We start from the raw sequence: 20156 nt of genomic DNA on the forward strand, positions 1-20156 counted from the left end.
AGGGCTTTTTCTTTGCCCGGTCTTTCTTCGGAACAGGCCTTCTTGAAGATGGGCCTTACTTGAAGACGGGTTGCGGCGTGGCCGGCGTGCTGGCCGGCAGCAGCGGGTAGTCGACACGCGGCTGCTGGCCGGTCAATGCGGTCAGGAAGGCGGTGATCTTGTCGATCTCCTGGTCGGACAGGGTGGCGCCGAGCTGGCTCGACCCCATCACCGCGACCGCCTGGCGCAGGTCCCATACCTTGCCGGAATGGAAATAGGGGGCGGTCAGCGCGACGTTGCGCAGGGTGGGCGCGCGGAAGACATACTCGTCGTCGGCGGTCTTGGTGACGGCGAAGCGGCCCTTGTCGCCCGGCGGCAGGATCTCCGCCCCCGGCTTGGTCACGACGCCGAAGGGGAAGTAATCGTGGCCGCCGACATTGACGCCGTTGTGGCAACCGGAACAGCCCTTGTCGATGAACAGCTCAAGCCCGGCCTTCTGCGTGTCGGTCAGCGCGTCGGCCTTGCCCTCCAAATACTGGTCGAAGGGAGCGGCGGGGGTGGTCAGCGTCGCCTCGAACGCCTCGATCGCCATGGCGACATTGTCGAAGCTGACCGGGTTCTTCTCGTTCGGGAAGGCGTCGGCGAATTTGGCCTGATAGGCGGGAATGCTGTTCAGCACCGCCATCACGCGGTCGGGCGTGCTGTTCATCTCCACACCGGCCTGGATCGGCCCCTTGGCCTGGGCCTTCAGGTCTTCGGCACGGCCATCCCAGAACTGGGCGACGTTCAGCACGGCGTTCAGCACCGTCGGCGCGTTGCGCGGCCCCTTCTGCCAGCCATGGCCGACCGAGGTTTCCAGCCCGTCGACACCGCCAAGCCCCAGATTGTGGCAGCTGTTGCAGGAGAAGATGCCGCTGGCCGACAGGCGCGGATCGAAGAACAGCATCTTGCCGAGTTCGATCTTCTCGCGGGTGACCGCGTTGTTGCGAACCACGGGCAGGGTGGCGGGCAGCGGCTTGAACAGCTCGCGCGCGCGGCCCATCAGGGCATCGCCGCCCGCAGCCGGCTGATCGGCGGCCGGCGCGGTGCCGGTGCTGGCGGCAAGGATGACCAGGGCAGCGGTGGCGGCGACCAGAAGGCCTTTCAGTCCAGCGGTTGATTGGGCGGCTGGGCGGTGTCCGGTGTGTGCGTGCATGACTGGCGGTCCCCCGGCCGGCCGACATCCCCACCACAACCTGAAGGTTTATCCAGGCAAAGGGCGATCGATCCGGGAAATCGGGCCGGCATCATTGGTTTCGTGGTGTTTTGTGCGGATCAATCTGGAGTTATTCTAAACTGGAAGACGTCCAGTCCCAGATGGCGCATTGTCGCACACAACCAACGGCATATGTCGCGGAAGACAGCCCGGCGGGAGCCGCCGACAGTCTCAGCCGGCAGCGCGCAGCACCAGGAAGACCAGTCCGGCCGACGTCGCCAGGATCGCCAGCGCCAGCGCCGCCGGGGCACGGCACGGCTCCGTCGCCGCCAGCCTCGCCGGCAGGGTCTTGCGACCGGTGAGCATGGGACGGATCAGATTGTCCTTCCTGACCAGCAGATAGAAGAACACCGCGGCCACATGCAGCCCGATCAGCACGAAGATGCCGTTGGCGAGCAACCGGTGCAGCGAACCGAGCAGCGACACCGTGGCGCCGGATGCCAGCGGCACCAGTGGACCGTCGACCAGGATGTCGTCGCTGGTGAACAGGCCGCTGCCCGCCTGGACCAGCAGCACCAGCAGGAGCGCCACCACCATCAGCGCGCCCAGCGGGTTGTGGCCCAGGGTGAAGGCGGCCTCCCCACCCGCGCGGGAACGCTTCAGATAGTCGTGGATCGCCCCCGGTCCCTTTACGAACTCGGTGAAGCGGGCGGTCTGGCTGCCCACCACGCCCCAGGCCAGCCGAAACAGAACGAGAATCAGAACTGTTTCGCCTGCCAACATATGAACGGCAAGCACACCAAGCTCAGCCGACAGAATCGCGACCGCCACCGCGGCGACAAGCGCCCAATGAAACAGGCGGGTCGGCAGGTCCCAGACCCGCAGCTCCCGTCCATGTTTCTCCCGAGTCGCGGTATGACCACTTGCCATCGCTCGATCCTCGCAGTGTTCGGCCATGTTTTCGGCCCCCGTCATCTGCGGCAAATGGACGGATTCTTTATCCTGATCCTGAAAACGCCGCGGTCCCGTGGTGGCAAAGGTCGATGGACGTGTCAACAGGCTTGAAGCGCCGCCCGGACGACGGATATGAGAATGCGACGCATCAGCCGGCCTGCCGGCGCAAAGACAGCCATAACTCCCCAATCACCCCGGTTATAAGGACCCCGCCATGCCCGACAAACAGCTCCTCCACCTCGTGTTCGGCGGCGAACTCGTGCGTCCGGACTCGGACCAGTTCGTCGATCCGTCGAAGCTGCACATCGTCGGCATCTTCCCGAGCTATGAGGATGCCTACAAGGCATGGCGCGGCGCCACCGGCCAGACGATCGACGACGCCCACACCCGCTATTACATCGTCCACCTGCACCGCTTCCTCGATCCGGCAGCTGGCGATCACAAGCACTGATGCCGGCATCCGGCGGCGCGCCCGAAGCGGGATCCCAGGGTTGGGAACCGCCGGGGGCGCGCCGACGTTGACCGGTCGATGACCGTATACTTCACCAGCGACACCCATTTCGGCCATGGCGGCGCCCGCGGCCGTTTCCGCCGTCCCTTCGAGTCCACCGCTGAGATGGACGCGGCGATGGAGGCGAACTGGAACGCCACCGTCGGCCCCGGCGACGAGGTCTGGCACCTCGGCGATTTCGCCCTGCACATGAAGCCCGACGCCATGGCCGCCCTGCTCGGCCGGCTGAACGGCACCAAGCACCTGATCGCCGGCAACAACGACGGCCCGGAGACGCTGGCGCTGCCCGGCTGGGCCAGCGTCGGGCATTACGCCGAACTGACGCTGGACGGCGTCGATCTGGTGATGTGCCATTACGCCTTCCGCACCTGGAACGGCATGCACCGCAAGGCGCTGAACCTGCACGGCCACAGCCACGGCCAGTTGAAGCCGCAGCCGCGGCAGATCGACGTCGGCGTCGATGTCTGGAATTTCCGCCCGGTCACCCTGTCCGAACTGACGGTCCCCCGCCCGCGGCGCAAGGCGGTCCCGGTGTCAGGCAGCCCCTAACGCCGCCGTCTGCCGCAGACGCTCAATCAACAGGCGGCAGGCGGCGTCGGCCGGCACCGGGCGGCCGGTCAGCCAGCCCTGGACCTGGGTGCAGTTGTGGTGGCGCAGGAAGTTGGCCTGCTCGGCCTTCTCCACCCCTTCGGCAACCACATGCAGGCCCAGCATGTCGGCCATGGCGATGATGGTGGAGACGATGCCGGCGTCCTCGCGCTCGTTCGGCACGCCGTTGATGAAGGAGCGGTCGATCTTCAGCGTGGTGATCGGCAGCCGCTTCAGGTAGCTCAAGGACGAATGGCCGGTGCCGAAATCGTCCACCGCAACCCGGATCCCCATTGCCTTCAACGCCGCCAGCACCGCCAGCGCATGGTCGAGATCCTGCATCACCGCGCCTTCGGTGATTTCCAGCTCGATCAGGCCGGGAGGCAGGCCGTGGCGGTCGATGATGCGGCGGAAATCCTCGGCGCTGCGATTGCGCAGATGCTTGGGCGAGATGTTGACGGCGACCGGCACCGGCTCCATCCCGGCATCCAGCCATTCGCGCATCTGGCGGCAGGCCTCGTCGAGCACCCAGTCGCCGAGCGGGACGATGAAGCCGGTCTCCTCGGCCACCGGGATGAACTCGCCGGGCGGGATCATGGTTCCCTGAGTTTGCCCCTGCCCCGGCTTCTCCCAACGCAGCAGCGCCTCGAACCCTTCCAGCGAGTAATCGATCAGCGACACCTTGGGCTGGTAATGCAGGCGGAACTGCTTCAGCGCCAGCGCCGCCCGCAGATCGCCGTCCAGCGCCAACTGACGCCGCGCCTGTTCGGCCAGTTCCGGACGGAAGAAGGCATGGCGGCGTCCCCCCATCCGCTTGGCGGCGTAGAGAGCCGTTTCGGCCGCGCGCAGAAGCACCTGCGGGTCGTCGCCGTCCCCATGGTCCCCGGCAAGATCCGTCGGGTAGACGGCGATGCCGATTGCCGGCCGGACGTAATGCTCGCAACCCGGCAGGGTGACCGGCGCGTCGAAGGCGTCGAGGATGCGCCCGGCGATTGTCGCCGCCTCGTCGGCATCGCGGATTTCCTCGAGCAGCACGGCGAAATCGTCGGTGCCGATGCGGCCGACCAGATCGGCGGCACGCACCGAGGCGACGATCCGGTGCGCAACCTCCTGCAACAGCGCGTCGCCGGCCTGATGGCCCAGCGTGTCGGTGATCAGCTTGAAGCGGGACAGGTCCAGGCACAGCACGGCGAAGGGACGCCGGTACCGGCGGCTGCGCTCCACCGCCGCTTCCAGCAGCGATTCGATCATCGCGCGGTTGGGCAGGCCGGTCAGCCGGTCGCGGGTGGCCAACCGCATCAGTTCGCGTTCATGGCGCACCCGCTCGGTTACGTCGGCCAGTGCGCAGACGAAGCCGCGCCGCCCCTGCACCACCAGCGGCGAGACGCTGAGCGAGGCGTCGATCCGCTCGCCGCTTTCGGCGCGCTCGATCGCCAACGCCTCCTCCCGCACCGGCTCGGGTACACCGGTGTCGGTGGCCATGCCGGCCAGCAGCGCATCGATCCGCACCCGGTCGGAGGCGGCGAACAGCCCGGACAGCGGACGGCCGCGAAGTTCCCCGGCAGGCACGCCGAACAGGGCGACGGCGGCGGGGTTGTGTTCCTCGATGCGGCCGCGGGCGTCGACCAGCAGGATCGCCTCGCCGACATTGTTCATGATGCCGGCCAGCCGCTCGTCCCGCTCGATCAGGGCGATGGCGGCGCGGCGGAAGAACTCCATGGCGCGGGCCATCGCACCGAATTCATCGCGGCGGTCGCGGCCGGGAATGTCGATGTCGGTCCGTCCTTCCGTCAGCAGGCGCATGCGGTCCGAGAGCGCCTCCAGCGGCCCGACCACATGCTGCGACAGAAACAGCGATCCCGGCCAGCTCAACACCAGCAACGCCGCCAGGAACAGCAGGAAGCCCGACGCCTCGATCAGGAAATCGCGGTCGAGGTCGCCGATGTCGCCGGCGGCGGCTATGGCCCAACCCCAGGCTTCGAAGCGCCCCTCCGCCGTGACCGCACGGTCGATGGCCGGCCAGCCCGACGGGACGATGCCGTCCGTGAAAATTTTGACATGAAAGGGTTTGGCCGACAGGGCCAGCAGGGCCGTCCGCGCCCGGTCGCGCGCCTCGTCGCCGGAGATCGCACCGGATGCCGCAGACTGTTCCAGATCCCGCAGAAGCAGCCCGGCGGACTCCACCAGGGCGGCGGCAAGCTGGCCCCGCTCGGCGATCATGCCCTGCCGCAGCAGGTAGAGCGCGGGGATCGCCGCCATCAGGCAGCCGATCAGGCCGATCCAGGTCAGCCAGCGGATCTTGCGGCGCAGCGTCATCGGGCTTGGCGTCGCTCTCTGGTCCGTTCGATAAACGGACGGTTGGTGATGTGAAAGGGAAGGTGACGACTTCATTTCAGTCGTGCAACGCAATTTTTCTTCGCACGCGCAAGATACGTCTGTCCAACCCATACGAAGGTTGCATGCTGCGACGCTTTGTCTCTGCTCCGCCTTCCGGTCCCCCCTGCCACTCCCCCGCCGGACAGCGAGCGGCGGGGGAGAACGGCCGGTACCGCTTCACCTCACCCCTGGCCGGGATAAAGGCGCTGGAAGCCTTCGGTGACGCGGGCGATCACCGCCGGATCGCGCTCCCGCCAATAGCGCGGGTCGCGCATCAGGGTGCGCAATTCCGCCTCGCCCTCGCCGCCGCCCGCGCGGTTGCCGGCCATCGAGAGCGCCGCCGGCTCGCTGCCGGTCATCATCGCATAGAGCGCCATGACACCTTCGTAGGTGGTCGCCAGCCCTTCCACCGCAGCCGGCGGCAGGGTCTTGCCGGCCCAGGCCAGGAGCTGCCGCGACACCTCGCGCCAGCGCTCCTCTCCGCCGAACCGGGCGACCAGCCGCTCGACCTCGCGCTCCGCCTGGAATTCGGCGGCCATGGTCTGGATCAGCGGCACCATCCGCTCGGCGGCGAGATCATAGAGAAGCTGGGCCTGATCCGCGGTGTAGCCGGCTTCGTGCAGGCGTCCGTTAATTTCCGGGTCGGACTGGAACAAGCCATGGTCGCAGGCGATGCTGTAACCGTCCGGCGTCTCCGGCGCTCCCAGCAGCCGGCGGCGCTGTGCCGGGTCGAGCGTGGCCAAATCGAAGCTGGCCGGATCGAGGGAAGCGGCCTGGGGAGGCGAGTCGGACGCGGTGTCCGGTGGTGCCTGCCGGGACTGGCCCTGCGACGACAGGCGGCGCTCCAGCTCCAGATAGGATTTCAGCAGGGCTTCGACCCGAAGGGCGCCGGTCTTGGGGTCGCGGAATTTCTCCGGAACCGGCAGCGGCGGCACCATATCGGCGGCAGCGGTGGATTCGGTCAGCAGAGTGTCGGCCATCATCAACTCCTGCAAGGAAGGGGAAAAAAGGGCGGCAGAACCGCCGATCAGCCGGCCCGTCCCCGCGCGGCCAGCGCGAGGATGGTGGCGACCAGCTGGCGCTGCCCTTCGAGGTGACGGAGCGCCGCTTCCGACGCGTCGGGCCCCAGTGCGCGGTCGAGCGTCATTGCCCGCAGCACCGCCAGCACACGCTCCCCGTCACGTCCGGCGAAGCAGCGGGCGAAGCTGGGCGCCGGGTCGGCATCCGCTGCCGCACCGATTTGCGGATCGGCAGGAAGCGTCGCCTCCAGCCAGTCCCAGCCGGCCTGCTCGATCGTCGGGCGGTCAGCCATTGGGCGGTCAGCCATTGGAGCCACCGGCACCCGCTCCGGCGTCCAGCCCGGCGCCGGCAACCTGCGCCCGCATCAGCTTGGCCGGCACGCCGAAGGCCTCGCCCAGCCAATGCGCGGTCGCCGCCGCATCCACAGTGGCCTCCGCCTCCGGCCCCAGCGCCTTGACGCTGTCCAGCCAGCGCAGCGTCGCCTGGACGTCGCGCTGCGCCTGCGCCTGGGCGAGCGGGGAACGGTGCTGCAACTCCACCAACCGGCCGTCCACGGTGATGTCCGGGATCTCGCCGCGCCGGCGCAGGATCGACACTGCCCGCAGCACCAGCGGCGTCATCAGCTCGGCCTGCAGGCGGCCATAGGTGGCGCCCAGCAGCCGCGCCATCTCGACCGAGCGTTCCAGCACCTCGGTCGCGGTCATCCGCGCCGACTCCACCGGCCCCAGCCGGTCGACCAGCAGCGCATGGCGGATGCGGCCGCGCAGATCGTCCAGCACCAGCTGCGACACGTCGAACCGGCCGGGGTTGGCCAGCGGCGTCAGGCCGGCTGACCCGACCGCCTTGGGGATGATGGTGCCGGGCACCAGCCGGATGGTGGTGGGGTTCAGCACCCCGTCATCGTCAGCCTGCCAGATGCCGGTGACGGCGATGGAGGCGTTCTTCAACACCAGTTCCACCACCTTGTTGGCGGTCTTGATGTCGGGCAGCGCCTTCATCACCGGAGAGCGGCCATAGGTCTCGCCCGGTGCCTTGAGCCAGCGGAAATTGACGAAGGGGGACTGGGCGAAGCGCCCCTGCGCCAGCCAGGACGGTTCGGCGAGCCCGCTGTCCAGCACCACGCCCCAGCGATAGGCAGTCCCGTCGGGCAGCACCGCCTCGACCAGCGGGAAGCGGCTGTCGGGCTCCCCCGCCGCCTGCTTCCGCACCTCATCTGGCAGGTCCGCACCGGGGAAGCGCTGGAGGATCTGGGCCAGCGTCGCCTCGCTACGGCGGAACGTGGCGTCCAACCGGCCGTCCGGCCCCTCCTCCAGAACCGCCTCGGCCAGCGGGACGGCGGTGAAGCGCAGGCTGGACGGGGCGCCGGGGGCGGCCTCCTCCATCAAAAGGCTGGCGGTGCCGACGGCGACGAGGTCGAGGAAGGACTGATGGATCTCCACCGCGAAGTTGGAGCGGTCGAAATGGGCCTGGACGATGCCGGCGGCACGGTCGAGCAGCGGAGCGACCCGGTCGCGCTCCGCCCCGGTCAGGGTGGGACCGGGCTGGAAGCCGAACCAGCGCGACCAGGGCGGCGTCAGTTCCGACAGCAGGCTGGCGGCCAACTGCTCGACCGCGTCGGGGGCGGTGCCGTCGAACAGCCGGTCGACCCGGCGTTCGCCCGGCGTGCCGCCGCCGCGGAAGGGCCGGCCGTTGGGCAGCGCATGGTCGTAACACTCCTGCCAATGGCTTTCCCACACGCTGCGCCGTTCGCGGGCGACGCGGTAGCGGTCAAGCAGGGCTTCCGGTTCCGACAGGTCACCCTTCCGCCGGGCGGACGGTTTCACGGCTGCGGATGCGGGCATGCGCGGTCTCCTCCAGTCAGGTGGCGGTGCAGTTGCCAGGGGGTCAGCACCCGGCGGGCGCGCAAGCCGATCAGGCGCTTGACCGCCTCGACGCAGGTGAAGGGCCCCCAGGGGGCGGGGCCGGCTGGGCGGCGCAGCGGGGCGGCGTCGACCGTCAGCCCCTGGGCGCGGTACCAGCCCGGCAGGTCGAAGTCGGCGGGCAGGTCCAGCACCGCGATGTCGGTGAAACCGGCCAGCGGATCGACCGCCACCCAGCGCCGACCGTCGGTCAGCAGGGCCAGGCAGTGGCGGAAGCCCGGCTTCAGCAACCGCAGCCACCACAAGGGCGCTTCGCCGCGATAGACGATCCAGGCGGCGGTCCAGGGGGCGGCGCTCATCGCGCGATGCCTTTGTTGCGCAGCGCCGGGGCGATCACGGTGAACGCCTCCTGCCACAGCGAATGGGCCCGCTGTTCGCGGAAGCGGTCCGGTTCCGGCGCGCTCTGGCGGCGGCCGTAATGGACCAGCACATGCAGGTGGTCGCGCATCAGCTTGCGCGCCCGGTACAGGCGGTCGACCACCTGAAGAAGGTCCTGCGGCTCGCAGGGCCGCGCGACCTGCCCACAGCCGGCGACAACCCGCGCCCCGGCTGCCTTGGCCTCATGCGCCTGCACCGCCCAGAACCACGCCTCCTCCGCATCGGCAAAGGGTTGGCCCTCGACGCTGTAGGGCTCCGGCTTCAGCGGAACGGTCCGGGAAAGGCTGGTTGCAGGCAAAGCGGTGGCGGCCGGACGCAGCATGCTGGTCTCCTTGCGGCTTCGGATTTTTTGGGAAGAGAGACACCGGACCTGCTTCGCGGCCGCGCCTTCTGTTTGCGTTATGTTCCCGCCACTGCCCGCGGTCAATGGTTTTATGAAAAAGTTCCTAGGGACGCTGTCGCCGCTTTATGAGATTATCGTCCCATGCTGAAACATACGGACATCTGGCGGGCCATCGACCGCCTCGCGGCACAGCACGGGCTCTCCGCCTCCGGGCTGGCACGGCGCGCCGGACTGGACCCGACCACCTTCAACAAGAGCAAGCGCACCACCAACGACGGCAAGCTGCGCTGGCCGTCGACGGAAAGCATCTCCAAGGTGCTGGACGCCACCGGCGCCTCCCTGTCGGAGTTCGTGTCGCTGGTCGGCGACGGCGCCGGTACCACCCCGCTGCAACGGGTTCCGGTGATCGGCTATGCCCAGGCCGGGTCGGCCGGCTATTTCGACGATGCCGGCTTCCCGGCCGGCAGCGGCTGGGACGAACTGCTGTTTCCGAGCCTGGGCGACCCGCATGCCTATGCGCTGGAGATTTCCGGCGACAGCATGGAACCGGTCTATCGCGACGGCGACACCATCATCGTCTCGCCTGCCGCGCAGATCCGCCGCAACGACCGCGTCGTCGTCCGCACCAAGGGCGGCGAGGTGATGGCCAAGCAGTTGATGCGCGAGACGGCGACCAAGATCGAACTGCTGTCGATCAACCGGGCCCACCCCGACCGCAGCATCCCGCTGTCGGACGTCGCCTGGATGGCGCGGATCATCTGGGCGAGCCAGTGAGGAGGTCAAACACCTCCCCACCCGGCGCGCGATCCTAGGAAAATTTGCCTTTACCGCATATCCCGACAGGCGCTATCGTCCATTCCATGGACCGTGCCGCCCGCCTGGACAGCCTTCACCGCACCCATGACGCCAAGCCGCCGAAGCAGGAGCTTCGCTCCGCCCTGCTCGGCGGCCCAAGCCGCGCCAACGCCCTCAAACGCGCGGCAACGCTCCGTCTGCACAGCACGCTCGCGGCGGAAGCACGCCTCGCCACGGCCCGGCGCCGCGGCGCGTTGACCGCCGCGACCTGCCGGACCGACGCGTGGCTGGCCCGGCTGGCCGCCACGCTGGCCCATCACCGCCGGGCGGCGGTGGCGTTGCTCGATCAGCGGAACGCGTATTCCCAGTAAAGCGCCCGCGCCCGCTGGAACAGCGGTCCCGCCGCAAGGCTGCGGTCCTCCACCTTGATCACCGGCACGCATTTGGCGTGGTTGCCGGTGGAAAAGACCTCGTCGGCTTCCAACACGTCCTGCGGGGTCAGGGTGCATTCCTCCACCGTCACGCCATCATTGCGCAGCAGGGCGATGATGCGCTGGCGGGTGATGCCGTTCAGGAAGCAGCCGTTCGGCACCGGCGTGCGCACCACCCCGTCCTTGGCGATGAAGAGGTTGGACGTGGCAAACTCGGCCACATTGCCGATGGCGTCCAGCATGATGGCGTTCTGGAAGCCACGCTTGCGCGCCTCGGTCAGCGCCAGCCCGGCGTTCGGATAAAGACAGGCAGCCTTGGCCTCGGTCGGGGCCATGGTCGGGATCGGCCGGCGGCGGGTGGAGATGCAGGCGGCGAAGCCCGTCGGCTGCGGCAGCGGGTCCTCGTAGATCGACAGGACGAAGCGCGTGCTCTCCGGCGCCGGGGCGACGAAGCCGTCGTCGGCGTAAAACATCGGGCGGATGTACAACTCGGCTTCCTTGGGAAAACGGCGGATGCCGTCCCAGCACAGCTCTTCGATCTCACCGGCGGTGACCATCGGCTCCAGCCCCATCACCTGGGCGGACCGGATGGCGCGGGCGCAGTGCAGGTCGAGGTCGGGGGCCACGCCCTGGAAGGCACGCGCGCCGTCGAAGACCGTCGAAGAGAGCCACAGCGTGTGGGACAGCGGTCCGACGATGGGCGGATTGCCCTCCACCCACTCGCCCTGGATCCAGCTCCACGCCTGGCCTGCCATGCCGCCCATGATTTCGGTCCTTCCCTAGAAAGAAAATGTGTCCCTACGCGGGGCGACGCCGGCCGGCACCGCCCATTCGTGGTTCGTGGTCGTTGGTGATCTCCCGAAGAGCATACCCCCTCGCCGCCATCGGTCAACCGGTGCGCACGCAATCGTCCCGTGCGATGGAGCGGATTGCGGCTTCGGCCGTTGATAGGGAAGAGCGAGCAACCGCAATCCACCGACAGAGGGAAACCGCCTCATGCCGATCGCCGATCCCGGCCTCAGCGCCGCCCCGCAGACCTTCTCCTCTGGCCCTTTCCCCGGCCCGCACGAGGATATTCCCGGCGTCGATCTGCCGGGCACCGACAACCCCGACCTGCCCAACCCCGGCGGCCCCGGCACCACCGACAGCCCGGCTCCCGGCAACGACCTGCCGCCATCGCGCCCGACCGACCCGGACTTCGTCTGAGAAGCCCCAAAATGAAAAAAGGCGCCCCCGAAGGGGCGCCTTTTCCGTGTCGCGAACGTTTGTCCGCGATCAGCGGCGCGCAACCATCAGCTTCTTGATCTCGGCGATGGCCTTGGCGGGGTTCAGACCCTTCGGGCACGCCTTGGTGCAATTCATGATGGTGTGGCAGCGATAGAGGCGGAACGGGTCCTCGAGGTTGTCGAGGCGCTCGCCCGTCATCTCGTCGCGGCTGTCGGCGATCCAGCGATAGGCCTGGAGCAGGATCGACGGGCCGAGGTAACGGTCGCCGTTCCACCAGTAGCTGGGGCACGAGGTCGAACAGCAGAAGCACAGGATGCATTCGTAGAGGCCGTCCAGCTTGGCGCGGTCCTCCGGCGACTGCAGCCGCTCGCGGCTCGGGGCCGGCGACTGCGATTGCAGCCACGGCTTGATCGAGGCGAGCTGGGCATAGATGTGCTTCAGGTCGGGGACCAGATCCTTCACCACCGGCATGTGCGGCAGCGGGTAGATCTTGACGTCGCCCGGCACGTCCTCGATGGCCTTCAGGCAGGCCAGCGTGTTCGTGCCGTCGATGTTCATCGCGCACGACCCGCAGATGCCCTCGCGGCAGGAGCGCCGGAAGGTCAGCGTGCTGTCGACCTGATTCTTGATATAGATGATCGCGTCGAGGATCATCGGCCCGAACTTGTCGAGGTCGACCACATAGGAGTCGACGCGCGGGTTCTGTCCGTCGTCCGGGTTCCAGCGGTAGATCTTGAAGGTCTTGGCCCGCTTGGCGCCGCTCGCGACGTTCACGGTCTTGCCGACGCCGACCTTGGAGTTGGCTGGCAGGTTGAATTCAACCATGGCTGATTTCCTTTATCCGGCGGGCCTTAGTACACACGGGCCTTGGGCGGGAAGACCTCGACCTCATCGGTCAGCGTGTACATATGGACCGGGCGGTAATCGATCTTCGTCTCGCCATTGTCCGCGACCCAGATGACGGTGTGCTTCATCCAGCCTTCATCGTCGCGGTTCGGATAGTCCTCACGGGCATGGGCGCCGCGGCTCTCCGGACGGTTCTGGGCGGAATGCAGGGTGGCGACCGCCTGACCCAGCAAATTGTCCAGCTCCAGCGCTTCGACCAGATCGGAGTTCCAGACCAGCGAGCGGTCGGAGATGGCGATCTCGCCCTTCTTGGCATAGACCGCGTCGATCTTCTTGACGCCTTCGTCCAGGACCTCGCCGGTGCGGAAGACGGCGCAGTTGTTCTGCATCGTCCGCTGCATGTCCAGCCGCAGGTCGGCCGACTTGATCGAGCCCTTGGCGTTGCGGATGCGGTCGAACCGCTCCAGCGCCTTGTCGCAAGCGTCCGGCTTGACCGACGGGGCCTTGCCCGGCTGGACGATCTCGGCGGCGCGGATGGCGGCCGCACGGCCGAACACCACCAGATCGAGCAGCGAGTTGGAGCCCAGGCGGTTCGCGCCATGGACCGACACGCAGGCCGCCTCGCCAATCGCCATCAGGCCCGGCACCACCTGATCCGGGTTCGAAGCGGTCGGCGACAGCACCTCGCAGTGAACGTTGGTCGGGATGCCGCCCATGTTGTAGTGGACGGTCGGCAGAACCGGGATCGGCTCCTTCGTGACGTCCACGCCGGCGAAGATCTTGGCCGTCTCGGCGATGCCGGGCAGGCGCTGGTGAATGATTTCCGGCGGCAGATGCTCGAGGTGCAGGTGGATGTGGTCCTTGTGCTCACCCACGCCGCGGCCTTCGCGGATCTCGATGGTCATCGAGCGGGACACGACGTCGCGCGACGCCAGATCCTTGGCCGACGGGGCATAGCGCTCCATGAAGCGCTCGCCGTTGGAGTTGGTCAGGTATCCGCCCTCGCCGCGCACGCCCTCGGTGATGAGGCAGCCGGAGCCGTAGATGCCGGTCGGGTGGAACTGCACGAACTCCATGTCCTGCAGAGGCAGGCCGGCGCGCAGGACCATGCCGCCGCCGTCGCCGGTGCAGGTGTGGGCCGACGTCGCCGAGAAGTAGGCGCGGCCGTAGCCGCCGGTCGCCAGCACCACCAGCTGGCCGCGGAAGCGGTGCAGCGTGCCGTCGTCCAGGTTCCAGGCCAGCACGCCCTTGCAGACGCCGTCCTCCATGATGAGGTCGAGCGCGAAGTATTCGACGAAGAACTCCGCCTCATGCTTCAGCGACTGCTGGTAGAGGGTGTGCAGGATGGCGTGGCCGGTGCGGTCGGCGGCGGCGCAGGTGCGATAGGCCTGGGTCTTGCCGTACTGCGCGGTCATGCCGCCGAAGGCGCGCTGGTAGATCTTGCCTTCCGGCGTGCGCGAGAAGGGCACGCCGTAGTGCTCCAGCTCGATGATCGCCGGGATGGCCTCGCGGCACATGTACTCGATGGCGTCCTGGTCGCCCAGCCAGTCCGACCCCTTCACGGTGTCGTACATGTGGTAGCGCCAGTCGTCCTCGCCCATGTTGCCGAGCGCGGCCGAGATGCCGCCCTGCGCCGCCACGGTATGGGAGCGGGTCGGGAACACCTTGGTGATGCAGGCGGTCTTCAGGCCCTTTTCGGCCATGCCGAAGGTGGCGCGCAGACCGGCGCCGCCGGCGCCGACGACGACGACGTCATAGGTGTGGTCGATGATGTTGTAGGCGGTCGCCATGGTCGTCAGGCTCCGATGAAGATCTTCACGACGGCCAGCACGCAGGCGGCCGCCAGGGCGAAGGACAGGAACTTGACGCCGATGATCAGCGCCATCTTCTGCCATTCGGCATGCACGTAGTCCTCGATGACCACCTGGAGCCCGGACTGGGCGTGGTGGAAGGTGACCACGGCGGTGAGGATCATCATCACGGCCGAAAAGGGCGACTTCATCCAGGCAATGAAGGCGGCGTGATCGGCACCCAGATGACGGATGACGCCGAAAACGAACCAGACGGTCAGCGGGACCAGGGCGATCGCGGTCAGACGCTGCGACCACCAATGTTCGGTGCCATGCTTGGCGGAACCCAGACCGCGTGCGACCTGCAACGGCGAGCGGAGGGTCTTGCTATTGGACGCCATGTCTTATCTCCTCACCACACGGCCAGGCCGACGATCCAGGTCAGCACGGTCAGCACTGCCGTCGCGCCGAGGACGACCTTGTTGTTGCGGTCGGCGTCGGTCAGCTCGAACGACTTGCCGGCGTCCCAGACCAGGTGGCGGATGCCGTTGCACAGGTGGTAGTAGAGCGCCGCCGACCAGCCGAACATCAGCAGCAGGCCGAAGAAGGAGCCGATGAAGCCCTGCGCGCGCGCAAACGCTTCCGGACCGGCAGCGGCGGCAACCAGCCACCAGACCAGCAGGAGCGTGCCCACAGCCAGCCCGACGCCCGTGATGCGGTGCGTGATGGACATGACTGCGGTCAACGGGAGTTTGTAGACTTGAAGGTGCGGGGAGAGCGGCCGACCGCTGCCGTTTGCCATTGCGTCGTCCTCTGTTCGCGGCCGGACGCGGCGCAACATGACGATTGCCGCGGCGGCTGGGTGGTGCGTGCCCTTTTGAGACGGCTGTCCCGTCCTATTGGTTGGCGCAATGAATTACGCTCACGCAGCATCCGAGTCAACGGCGGGGGGTGGCCGAAAGTGCTGGTGTGACGATTTTGGCGCAGCGCGGGAAGTGGCTGAAAAGAAACGGCCTTCCGGTCCTGTGGTAATACCAGCCAATGAGGACAGTCCGGGACCGCCGCGCTTGCGCTGGCGCTACTTGTCGAAGCGCCGCACGTTCTCGACCATCATCGAGTACATCTGCGTAATCAGTTCCGCCGGACGCAGACGACCGAACGGAATGTTGTCCTTCGCCCATTCGACCAGCCCCGGCGGCGGCTTCACCGGCGCCACCTCGTACCCCGCCTTCTTCAGGGCGGCGGTCACCGCCTTCGCCTGCTTGGCATAATCCTCGTTGAAGAAGGACTTGTCGGCATCCTTGATCGCCTTGGCGATGATGTCCTCGATGGGGGCGGGCATGCCGATGCTGGAACCGGATCTGGTTGGCGGACGTGGCGACACCCTGTCACAGCGCGGAGCCGTCCGCAATTCCGGGGGGAGGCGGACGGCATCGGCGAAGCCCTCGAACATACAGGGAACATGGATGCCCGGCGGCTGGATTTCAACACGCCCGGCCTAAAGCCCCTCGTCATCGAAAGTATCGTCGGCTGTCCCTTACGAGACCAGCGCCGCGTCCTTCTCCGCGATGACGTTGGCGATGGCGGCGCGTTCGGCGGCGGTCAAGCGCAGGCTGGCGCTCTTCAGCTGGCCACAGGCGGCCATAATGTCCTCGCCGCGCGGGGTGCGGACCGGGCTGGCATAGCCGGCGTTGTTGACGATGTCGCCGAAGACCTGGATCGCCTTTGCGGTCGACCGCTCATAGGGAGCGCCCGGCCATTCGTTGAAGGGGATCAGGTTGATCTTGGCCGGAACGCCTTCCAGCAGCTTGACCAGTGCCCGCGCATCGGCCGGCGTGTCGTTGATCCCCTTCAGCATCACATATTCGAAGGTGATGCGGCGGGCGTTCGACAGGCCCGGATAGTTCCGGCAGGCGTCCATCAGCTCGCGCAGCGGGTATTTGCGGTTGATGGGCATGATGATGTCGCGCAGCTCGTCGGTCACCGCGTGCAGGCTGACCGCGAGGTTCACGTTCAGCTCCTGGCCGCAGCGCTCCATCATCGGCACGACGCCGGAGGTCGACAGGGTGATGCGCCGCTTGGAGATCGAGATGCCGTCGCCGTCCATCACGATCTTCAACGCCTTGGCGACGTTGTCGTAATTGAACAGCGGTTCGCCCATGCCCATCATGACGATGTTGGACAGCATGCGCCCGTCGGGCGGCGCCGGCCATTCGCCCAGCATGTCGCGCGCCAGCATCACCTGCGCCACGATCTCCGCCGCGTCCAGATTGCGCACCAGACGCTGCGTGCCGGTGTGGCAGAAGCGGCATGTCAGCGTGCAGCCGACCTGGGAGGAGACGCAGAGCGTGCCGCGATCCTCCTCGGGGATGTGGACGCTCTCCACCTCCTGCCCGTCGGGCATGCGCAGCAGCCACTTGCGGGTGCCGTCCGCCGACTTCAGATCCGTCACCACCGTCGGCCGCGCCACGATGTAGGCGTCGGCCAGCTTTTCCCGCACCGGCTTGGCCAGCGTGGTCATTTCGGTGAAATCGGTGGAGCCGCGGTGGTAGAGCCAGTGCCAGAGCTGGCGTGCCCGGAACTTTTCCAGGCCGATCGACAGCATCTCGGCTTCCAGCTCTTCGCGGGACAGGCCGACAAGGTTCTTGCGTCCGTCGGCATCGGTCGCCGGCAGAACGAAGGCGGAAGCATGATTGGAGGCGCTCATGGCCCCATTACATAGGGCCATGAGCGCGCGGAGTCAAAAGACTCGAAGGCAAAAAGACCAAGTAATCCGCTGCGGCGATCAGCGCTTCACGCCGCAGGCCTCGTTGATGGCGTCATAGGCCTGCCCGACGCCGGCCAAGCTGTAGGTGTCGGTCGTCTTGGTGCCACGGCCGGACACGCCCTTCACCACCATCTGCTTGCCGTTGCGCAGCGCCGCGGTCACGGTGCGGTCGGCATCGGCATCGCGAGCCCAGGCGGTCTCGCCGTCGGTGAACAGCTTGAAGTCCTTGCCGTCGATGCTGACCTCGGCCTCGCTGCCCTTCTTGAACGGATAGCCGACGATGACGCTGACGACGTCAAGGGCCTTTTCCGCCGGGCGGTGGGTGACCAGCGTGTAGATGTCGCCGCGCTTCGCCTTCGGCTCCGACTTCTTGGGCTGGCTGGAGATGTAGCACACCTTCTGGCCCTTCTCCTCGAACAGGAACGCGTTCCAGTCCTTGAAGGTGCCGAGGTGGCGCGGGTCGGCCGCGGCGGCCGGCGCGGCGGTCATGCCGGCGGCCAGAAAGCCGGCGGCGAGGATGGAAGAGACGACAGAACCGGCAAAGACGGCCCCGGCAAATCGGCGGACGGCGTTGGGAAGCAACATCGGTCTTGCGTCTGCTCGTTGTTGGTCCGTGGGGTGCGGGCGGACACTACCCCAAACGGACTGACCATTCCAAGACCGCCGGGCCGGTGCAGGGTCGTTTCTCACAGGCCGCCCTGCTCGCCGCGTGACATTTTGACACGCATAAGCACAATGGAGGGTCATAAACTTGCCGCTGGCGTAACCATGGGTTCACGCTATACCTGCGCCCGGCATGAATGCGACGGGGACTGGCATGGCCAAGCTGCTGGTGGTGGACGACGATCCGGTCACGCGCAACCTGATCCGCGCGATCCTGACCCGCGAAGGCCATGACCTGACCCTGTGCTCCAGCGCCCCGGAAGCCATCGGCATCCTTTACGTCCAACAGTTCGACCTCGTCCTCACCGACATCATCATGCCGGACCATGACGGGTTCGAGGTCATCAAGGCCGCGCGGACGCTGCGTCCGGAGATGCCGGTCGTCATCCTGTCGGCCATCGACGACAAGGTGCCGGCCGAACTGACATCCGCCGCCTTCGCCAAGCTGGGCGTGTCGCGTGTCATCTCCAAGCCGGTCAATCCCGGCCTGCTGGCTTCGGAGCTGTTGGCAGCACTTGTCGCCGGTTGAATGAATCGTGCAATGGGATTACTTTGCCGGACGCGCACCGCAGACGCGCAACCGCTGGGAATGCCATGCTCCACGACGATGCACGGCCAGAGATGGCCGATCCGGTCGCCAAACCACCTTTCAAGGTTCTGGTCGTCGATTCCGATCCGTCGCTGCTGGCCAAGGCACGGTCGGCGCTGGACGGGCTGTCGATCGACGGCGCCGGGGTCGAGCTGACCGGCGCCACCTCCGCCGCCGAGGCGCGCGACGCCTTGCAGCGGCATCCCGACACCGCCCTGATCCTGCTGGAAACCGCGCTTGAAGGCCCGAAGGCGGGGTTGGAGCTGGTGGCCTATCTGCGGCGCGAACTGGGCAACCAGCGCACCCGCATCCTGGTCTGCACCGATGAACGGGAGGACGAAGCCGGGAACGGGGATACGGGAAGCGAGGATGAGGCCATCGCCGCCAACGACGTCGGCGACTGGCGGGTCAAGGCGGAGCTGACGCCGCGCGCCCTGCGCACCGCCGTTGCTGGCCAGCTGCGCACCTTCGCCAGCCTCCAGACGCTGGCGGCGGGGCGCAAGGGGCTGGCCCGCATGCTGGTGGCCACCACCGGCCTCTTGGAGATGCGCACGCCCGACGTGCTGTTTCCCAACATCCTGCCGCGCGTCGTCGGACTGCTCGGCATCGGCCACCATGCGCTTCTCTGCATCCAGGGCGACACTCTGCCGCGCGACCGCAAGATCCGCGTGCGCGCCTCCACCGGCCGCTTCGCCAAGTGGAAGGACGTGGAGGTCGCGGAGCTTGGCGAGCCGCGGGTGGAGGCGGCGCTGGAGCGGCTGTCGCCCAGCAGCGAGACGATCATCGAGCCGGATTTCTGTGCGCTGCGCCTGCGCGCCAACGGCGGCATCACCGGCATGATCTATGTCGAGGGCCGCAACGACGGCACCGCCCGCGAATGGCAGCTGATGGAGCTGTTCCGCAACAAATGTTCCATCGCCTTCGAAAACGCCCTGCTGATCGAGGAACTGAACACCTCGCAGAAGGCCACCGTCCTGGCGATGGGCGCGCTGGCAGAATACAAGGACAACGCCGCCACCGGCCATCTCCAGCGCATCGAGAAGCTGGTGGGCTCCATCGCCCGCGAGTTGCACCAACGCGAGAAGTTCCGGGACGAGCTTGATGCCGACTTCGTCGAGAAGGTCGGGCTGGCGGCCCTGCTGCACGATGTCGGCATGCTGAGCGTGTCGGACGAGACGCTGGGCATGCCGGGCGAGCTGACCGGCATCGACATGCAGATGATCCAGCGCCACACCGAGATCGGCCACCGCATCCTGGCCGAGGCGGCGGTGCCGCTGCGTGGCCGGTCGCTGCTGTCCATCGCGGCGGAGATCGCGCGCTACCATCACGAACGCTACGACGGATCGGGCTATCAGGAGGGTCTGCGCGGCAGCGCCATCCCCATCGGCGCCCGCATCATGGCGGTGGCCGACGTGTTCGACGCGCTGATCACCAGCCGCCAGTACCGCAGCGCCTGGGCGGTGGAGGATGCGATGGCCTGGATCGTCGAACGGTCGGGCCGCGACTTCGACCCCGACGTCGTCGATGCCTTCGTGCACGTTGTCCGCCGCTTCCAGACCGACGACCCTGGCTGGTTCCCAAAGGCGGGGGGTGGCCACGGCATGCTGGGCGGCGCCATCGGCCGCAAGCTGCGCGCCCTGTTCGGCCGCCGGGCGGAGGCGATGTAGCCTCTCTCCTGGCAAAGGTGCATCGCTTTGGCAGGATATTGATGCCCGTCGGCAACTACGCCACTCACGCAGACAGAGAAAGCCCATTATTCTTTCCGGCACATCGCCCAAGCCGGAG

At 67.4% G+C, this 20156-nt stretch carries 23 protein-coding genes; 7 read left to right on the forward strand and 16 right to left on the reverse strand.

Going from position 1 to position 20156, the window contains the following annotated elements; genetic code table 11:
- Positions 1-55: 55 nt before the first annotated feature.
- Positions 56-1174 carry a cytochrome-c peroxidase gene (locus ACWPN8_RS15020; protein WP_492241273.1) on the reverse strand — a complete coding sequence of 373 codons (1119 nt, stop codon included), beginning with the start codon at positions 1172-1174 and terminating at the stop codon, positions 56-58.
- Between the two features lie 231 nt (positions 1175-1405).
- A complete protein-coding gene (locus ACWPN8_RS15025; protein WP_492241274.1) occupies positions 1406-2104 on the reverse strand; it encodes a cytochrome b/b6 domain-containing protein in 699 nt (232 codons plus the stop codon).
- Positions 2105-2342: 238 nt separating this feature from the next.
- Here ACWPN8_RS15025 and ACWPN8_RS15030 point away from each other — a divergent pair, with 238 nt between their 5' ends.
- Positions 2343-2579, forward strand: coding sequence for a DUF4170 domain-containing protein (locus ACWPN8_RS15030; RefSeq protein WP_098738845.1), 237 nt, complete (start codon positions 2343-2345; stop codon positions 2577-2579).
- 78 nt (positions 2580-2657) lie between these two features.
- A complete protein-coding gene (locus ACWPN8_RS15035) occupies positions 2658-3188 on the forward strand; it encodes a metallophosphoesterase family protein (protein ID WP_492241275.1) in 531 nt (176 codons plus the stop codon).
- Here ACWPN8_RS15035 and ACWPN8_RS15040 read toward each other — a convergent pair.
- From ACWPN8_RS15040 to ACWPN8_RS15065, 6 genes are all read right to left on the reverse strand, one after another.
- Positions 3174-5543, reverse strand: a complete 2370-nt coding sequence (locus ACWPN8_RS15040; RefSeq protein WP_492241276.1) for an EAL domain-containing protein — start codon at positions 5541-5543, stop codon at positions 3174-3176. The two genes, ACWPN8_RS15035 and ACWPN8_RS15040, sit on opposite strands and share 15 nt — an antisense overlap.
- A gap of 242 nt (positions 5544-5785) precedes the next feature.
- On the reverse strand, positions 5786-6586 hold the full coding sequence (locus ACWPN8_RS15045) for a capsid assembly protein (protein WP_492241277.1): 801 nt from the start codon (positions 6584-6586) through the stop codon (positions 5786-5788).
- Positions 6587-6630: 44 nt separating this feature from the next.
- Positions 6631-6930, reverse strand: a complete 300-nt coding sequence (locus ACWPN8_RS15050) for a Bbp19 family protein (RefSeq protein WP_492241278.1) — start codon at positions 6928-6930, stop codon at positions 6631-6633.
- Positions 6923-8464: a portal protein gene (locus ACWPN8_RS15055; protein ID WP_492241279.1), complete on the reverse strand. Its 1542-nt coding sequence runs from the start codon at positions 8462-8464 to the stop codon at positions 6923-6925. The genes ACWPN8_RS15050 and ACWPN8_RS15055 overlap by 8 nt, the downstream gene beginning before the upstream one ends.
- Positions 8443-8841 (reverse strand): hypothetical protein, encoded by a 399-nt coding sequence (locus tag ACWPN8_RS15060; protein ID WP_492241280.1) that lies wholly within the window; start codon positions 8839-8841, stop codon positions 8443-8445. Before ACWPN8_RS15060 ends, ACWPN8_RS15055 begins: the two co-directional genes overlap by 22 nt.
- Positions 8838-9242, reverse strand: coding sequence for a hypothetical protein (locus ACWPN8_RS15065; RefSeq protein ID WP_109445866.1), 405 nt, complete (start codon positions 9240-9242; stop codon positions 8838-8840). Before ACWPN8_RS15065 ends, ACWPN8_RS15060 begins: the two co-directional genes overlap by 4 nt.
- 162 nt (positions 9243-9404) lie before the next feature.
- Between ACWPN8_RS15065 and ACWPN8_RS15070 the strand changes: the two genes are divergently transcribed.
- Both ACWPN8_RS15070 and ACWPN8_RS15075 read left to right on the forward strand, forming a co-directional pair.
- On the forward strand, positions 9405-10037 hold the full coding sequence (locus tag ACWPN8_RS15070; protein ID WP_109445868.1) for a S24 family peptidase: 633 nt from the start codon (positions 9405-9407) through the stop codon (positions 10035-10037).
- Positions 10038-10081: 44 nt separating this feature from the next.
- Positions 10082-10429, forward strand: coding sequence for a hypothetical protein (locus ACWPN8_RS15075; protein ID WP_492241281.1), 348 nt, complete (start codon positions 10082-10084; stop codon positions 10427-10429).
- Here the strand turns inward: ACWPN8_RS15075 and ACWPN8_RS15080 are convergent.
- Positions 10405-11253: a branched-chain amino acid aminotransferase gene (locus ACWPN8_RS15080; RefSeq protein WP_109445872.1), complete on the reverse strand. Its 849-nt coding sequence runs from the start codon at positions 11251-11253 to the stop codon at positions 10405-10407. The genes ACWPN8_RS15075 and ACWPN8_RS15080 overlap by 25 nt on opposite strands.
- Positions 11254-11485: 232 nt before the next feature.
- Between ACWPN8_RS15080 and ACWPN8_RS15085 the strand changes: the two genes are divergently transcribed.
- Positions 11486-11695, forward strand: a complete 210-nt coding sequence (locus tag ACWPN8_RS15085) for a hypothetical protein (protein WP_109445874.1) — start codon at positions 11486-11488, stop codon at positions 11693-11695.
- 69 nt (positions 11696-11764) lie between these two features.
- Here ACWPN8_RS15085 and ACWPN8_RS15090 read toward each other — a convergent pair whose 3' ends face one another.
- From ACWPN8_RS15090 to ACWPN8_RS15120, 7 genes are all read right to left on the reverse strand, one after another.
- Positions 11765-12541, reverse strand: coding sequence for a succinate dehydrogenase iron-sulfur subunit (locus ACWPN8_RS15090; RefSeq protein WP_377808385.1), 777 nt, complete (start codon positions 12539-12541; stop codon positions 11765-11767).
- Between the two features lie 26 nt (positions 12542-12567).
- Complete coding sequence (sdhA, locus tag ACWPN8_RS15095) at positions 12568-14352, reverse strand: succinate dehydrogenase flavoprotein subunit (RefSeq protein ID WP_109051846.1); 1785 nt, start codon at positions 14350-14352, stop codon at positions 12568-12570.
- Positions 14353-14357: 5 nt separating this feature from the next.
- Positions 14358-14753 carry a succinate dehydrogenase, hydrophobic membrane anchor protein gene (gene sdhD / locus ACWPN8_RS15100; protein WP_098738834.1) on the reverse strand — a complete coding sequence of 132 codons (396 nt, stop codon included), beginning with the start codon at positions 14751-14753 and terminating at the stop codon, positions 14358-14360.
- 11 nt (positions 14754-14764) lie between these two features.
- Positions 14765-15154, reverse strand: coding sequence for a succinate dehydrogenase, cytochrome b556 subunit (gene sdhC / locus ACWPN8_RS15105; RefSeq protein WP_098738833.1), 390 nt, complete (start codon positions 15152-15154; stop codon positions 14765-14767).
- A 276-nt stretch (positions 15155-15430) separates the two neighbouring features.
- Positions 15431-15694, reverse strand: a complete 264-nt coding sequence (locus tag ACWPN8_RS15110; protein WP_014248979.1) for a hypothetical protein — start codon at positions 15692-15694, stop codon at positions 15431-15433.
- Between the two features lie 195 nt (positions 15695-15889).
- Positions 15890-17059 (reverse strand): dual-specificity RNA methyltransferase RlmN, encoded by a 1170-nt coding sequence (gene rlmN / locus ACWPN8_RS15115; RefSeq protein WP_109445876.1) that lies wholly within the window; start codon positions 17057-17059, stop codon positions 15890-15892.
- Between the two features lie 78 nt (positions 17060-17137).
- Entirely contained in the window at positions 17138-17704 is a 567-nt protein-coding gene (locus ACWPN8_RS15120) for an invasion associated locus B family protein (protein WP_109445878.1), read from the reverse strand.
- Between the two features lie 232 nt (positions 17705-17936).
- Between ACWPN8_RS15120 and ACWPN8_RS15125 the strand changes: the two genes are divergently transcribed.
- Together ACWPN8_RS15125 and ACWPN8_RS15130 are read left to right on the forward strand one after the other, a co-directional pair.
- Complete coding sequence (locus ACWPN8_RS15125; RefSeq protein WP_109445880.1) at positions 17937-18311, forward strand: response regulator; 375 nt, start codon at positions 17937-17939, stop codon at positions 18309-18311.
- A 65-nt stretch (positions 18312-18376) separates the two neighbouring features.
- Positions 18377-20038 (forward strand): HD domain-containing protein, encoded by a 1662-nt coding sequence (locus tag ACWPN8_RS15130; protein ID WP_492241282.1) that lies wholly within the window; start codon positions 18377-18379, stop codon positions 20036-20038.
- Positions 20039-20156 lie beyond the last annotated feature (118 nt).

The organism is Azospirillum sp. UENF 112521 (assembly GCF_058780665.1).

Coding starts and splice junctions, on each gene's coding strand:
- ACWPN8_RS15020 (WP_492241273.1), bottom strand. CDS start 1,174: ATGCACGCACACACCGGACACCGCCCAGCCGCCCAATCAACCGCTGGA.
- ACWPN8_RS15025 (WP_492241274.1), bottom strand. CDS start 2,104: ATGGCAAGTGGTCATACCGCGACTCGGGAGAAACATGGACGGGAGCTG.
- ACWPN8_RS15030 (WP_098738845.1), top strand. CDS start 2,343: ATGCCCGACAAACAGCTCCTCCACCTCGTGTTCGGCGGCGAACTCGTG.
- ACWPN8_RS15035 (WP_492241275.1), top strand. CDS start 2,658: ATGACCGTATACTTCACCAGCGACACCCATTTCGGCCATGGCGGCGCC.
- ACWPN8_RS15040 (WP_492241276.1), bottom strand. CDS start 5,543: ATGACGCTGCGCCGCAAGATCCGCTGGCTGACCTGGATCGGCCTGATC.
- ACWPN8_RS15045 (WP_492241277.1), bottom strand. CDS start 6,586: ATGATGGCCGACACTCTGCTGACCGAATCCACCGCTGCCGCCGATATG.
- ACWPN8_RS15050 (WP_492241278.1), bottom strand. CDS start 6,930: ATGGCTGACCGCCCAATGGCTGACCGCCCGACGATCGAGCAGGCCGGC.
- ACWPN8_RS15055 (WP_492241279.1), bottom strand. CDS start 8,464: ATGCCCGCATCCGCAGCCGTGAAACCGTCCGCCCGGCGGAAGGGTGAC.
- ACWPN8_RS15060 (WP_492241280.1), bottom strand. CDS start 8,841: ATGAGCGCCGCCCCCTGGACCGCCGCCTGGATCGTCTATCGCGGCGAA.
- ACWPN8_RS15065 (WP_109445866.1), bottom strand. CDS start 9,242: ATGCTGCGTCCGGCCGCCACCGCTTTGCCTGCAACCAGCCTTTCCCGG.
- ACWPN8_RS15070 (WP_109445868.1), top strand. CDS start 9,405: ATGCTGAAACATACGGACATCTGGCGGGCCATCGACCGCCTCGCGGCA.
- ACWPN8_RS15080 (WP_109445872.1), bottom strand. CDS start 11,253: ATGGGCGGCATGGCAGGCCAGGCGTGGAGCTGGATCCAGGGCGAGTGG.
- ACWPN8_RS15085 (WP_109445874.1), top strand. CDS start 11,486: ATGCCGATCGCCGATCCCGGCCTCAGCGCCGCCCCGCAGACCTTCTCC.
- ACWPN8_RS15090 (WP_377808385.1), bottom strand. CDS start 12,541: ATGGTTGAATTCAACCTGCCAGCCAACTCCAAGGTCGGCGTCGGCAAG.
- sdhA (WP_109051846.1), bottom strand. CDS start 14,352: ATGGCGACCGCCTACAACATCATCGACCACACCTATGACGTCGTCGTC.
- sdhD (WP_098738834.1), bottom strand. CDS start 14,753: ATGGCGTCCAATAGCAAGACCCTCCGCTCGCCGTTGCAGGTCGCACGC.
- sdhC (WP_098738833.1), bottom strand. CDS start 15,154: ATGGCAAACGGCAGCGGTCGGCCGCTCTCCCCGCACCTTCAAGTCTAC.
- ACWPN8_RS15110 (WP_014248979.1), bottom strand. CDS start 15,694: ATGCCCGCCCCCATCGAGGACATCATCGCCAAGGCGATCAAGGATGCC.
- rlmN (WP_109445876.1), bottom strand. CDS start 17,059: ATGAGCGCCTCCAATCATGCTTCCGCCTTCGTTCTGCCGGCGACCGAT.
- ACWPN8_RS15120 (WP_109445878.1), bottom strand. CDS start 17,704: ATGTTGCTTCCCAACGCCGTCCGCCGATTTGCCGGGGCCGTCTTTGCC.
- ACWPN8_RS15125 (WP_109445880.1), top strand. CDS start 17,937: ATGGCCAAGCTGCTGGTGGTGGACGACGATCCGGTCACGCGCAACCTG.
- ACWPN8_RS15130 (WP_492241282.1), top strand. CDS start 18,377: ATGCTCCACGACGATGCACGGCCAGAGATGGCCGATCCGGTCGCCAAA.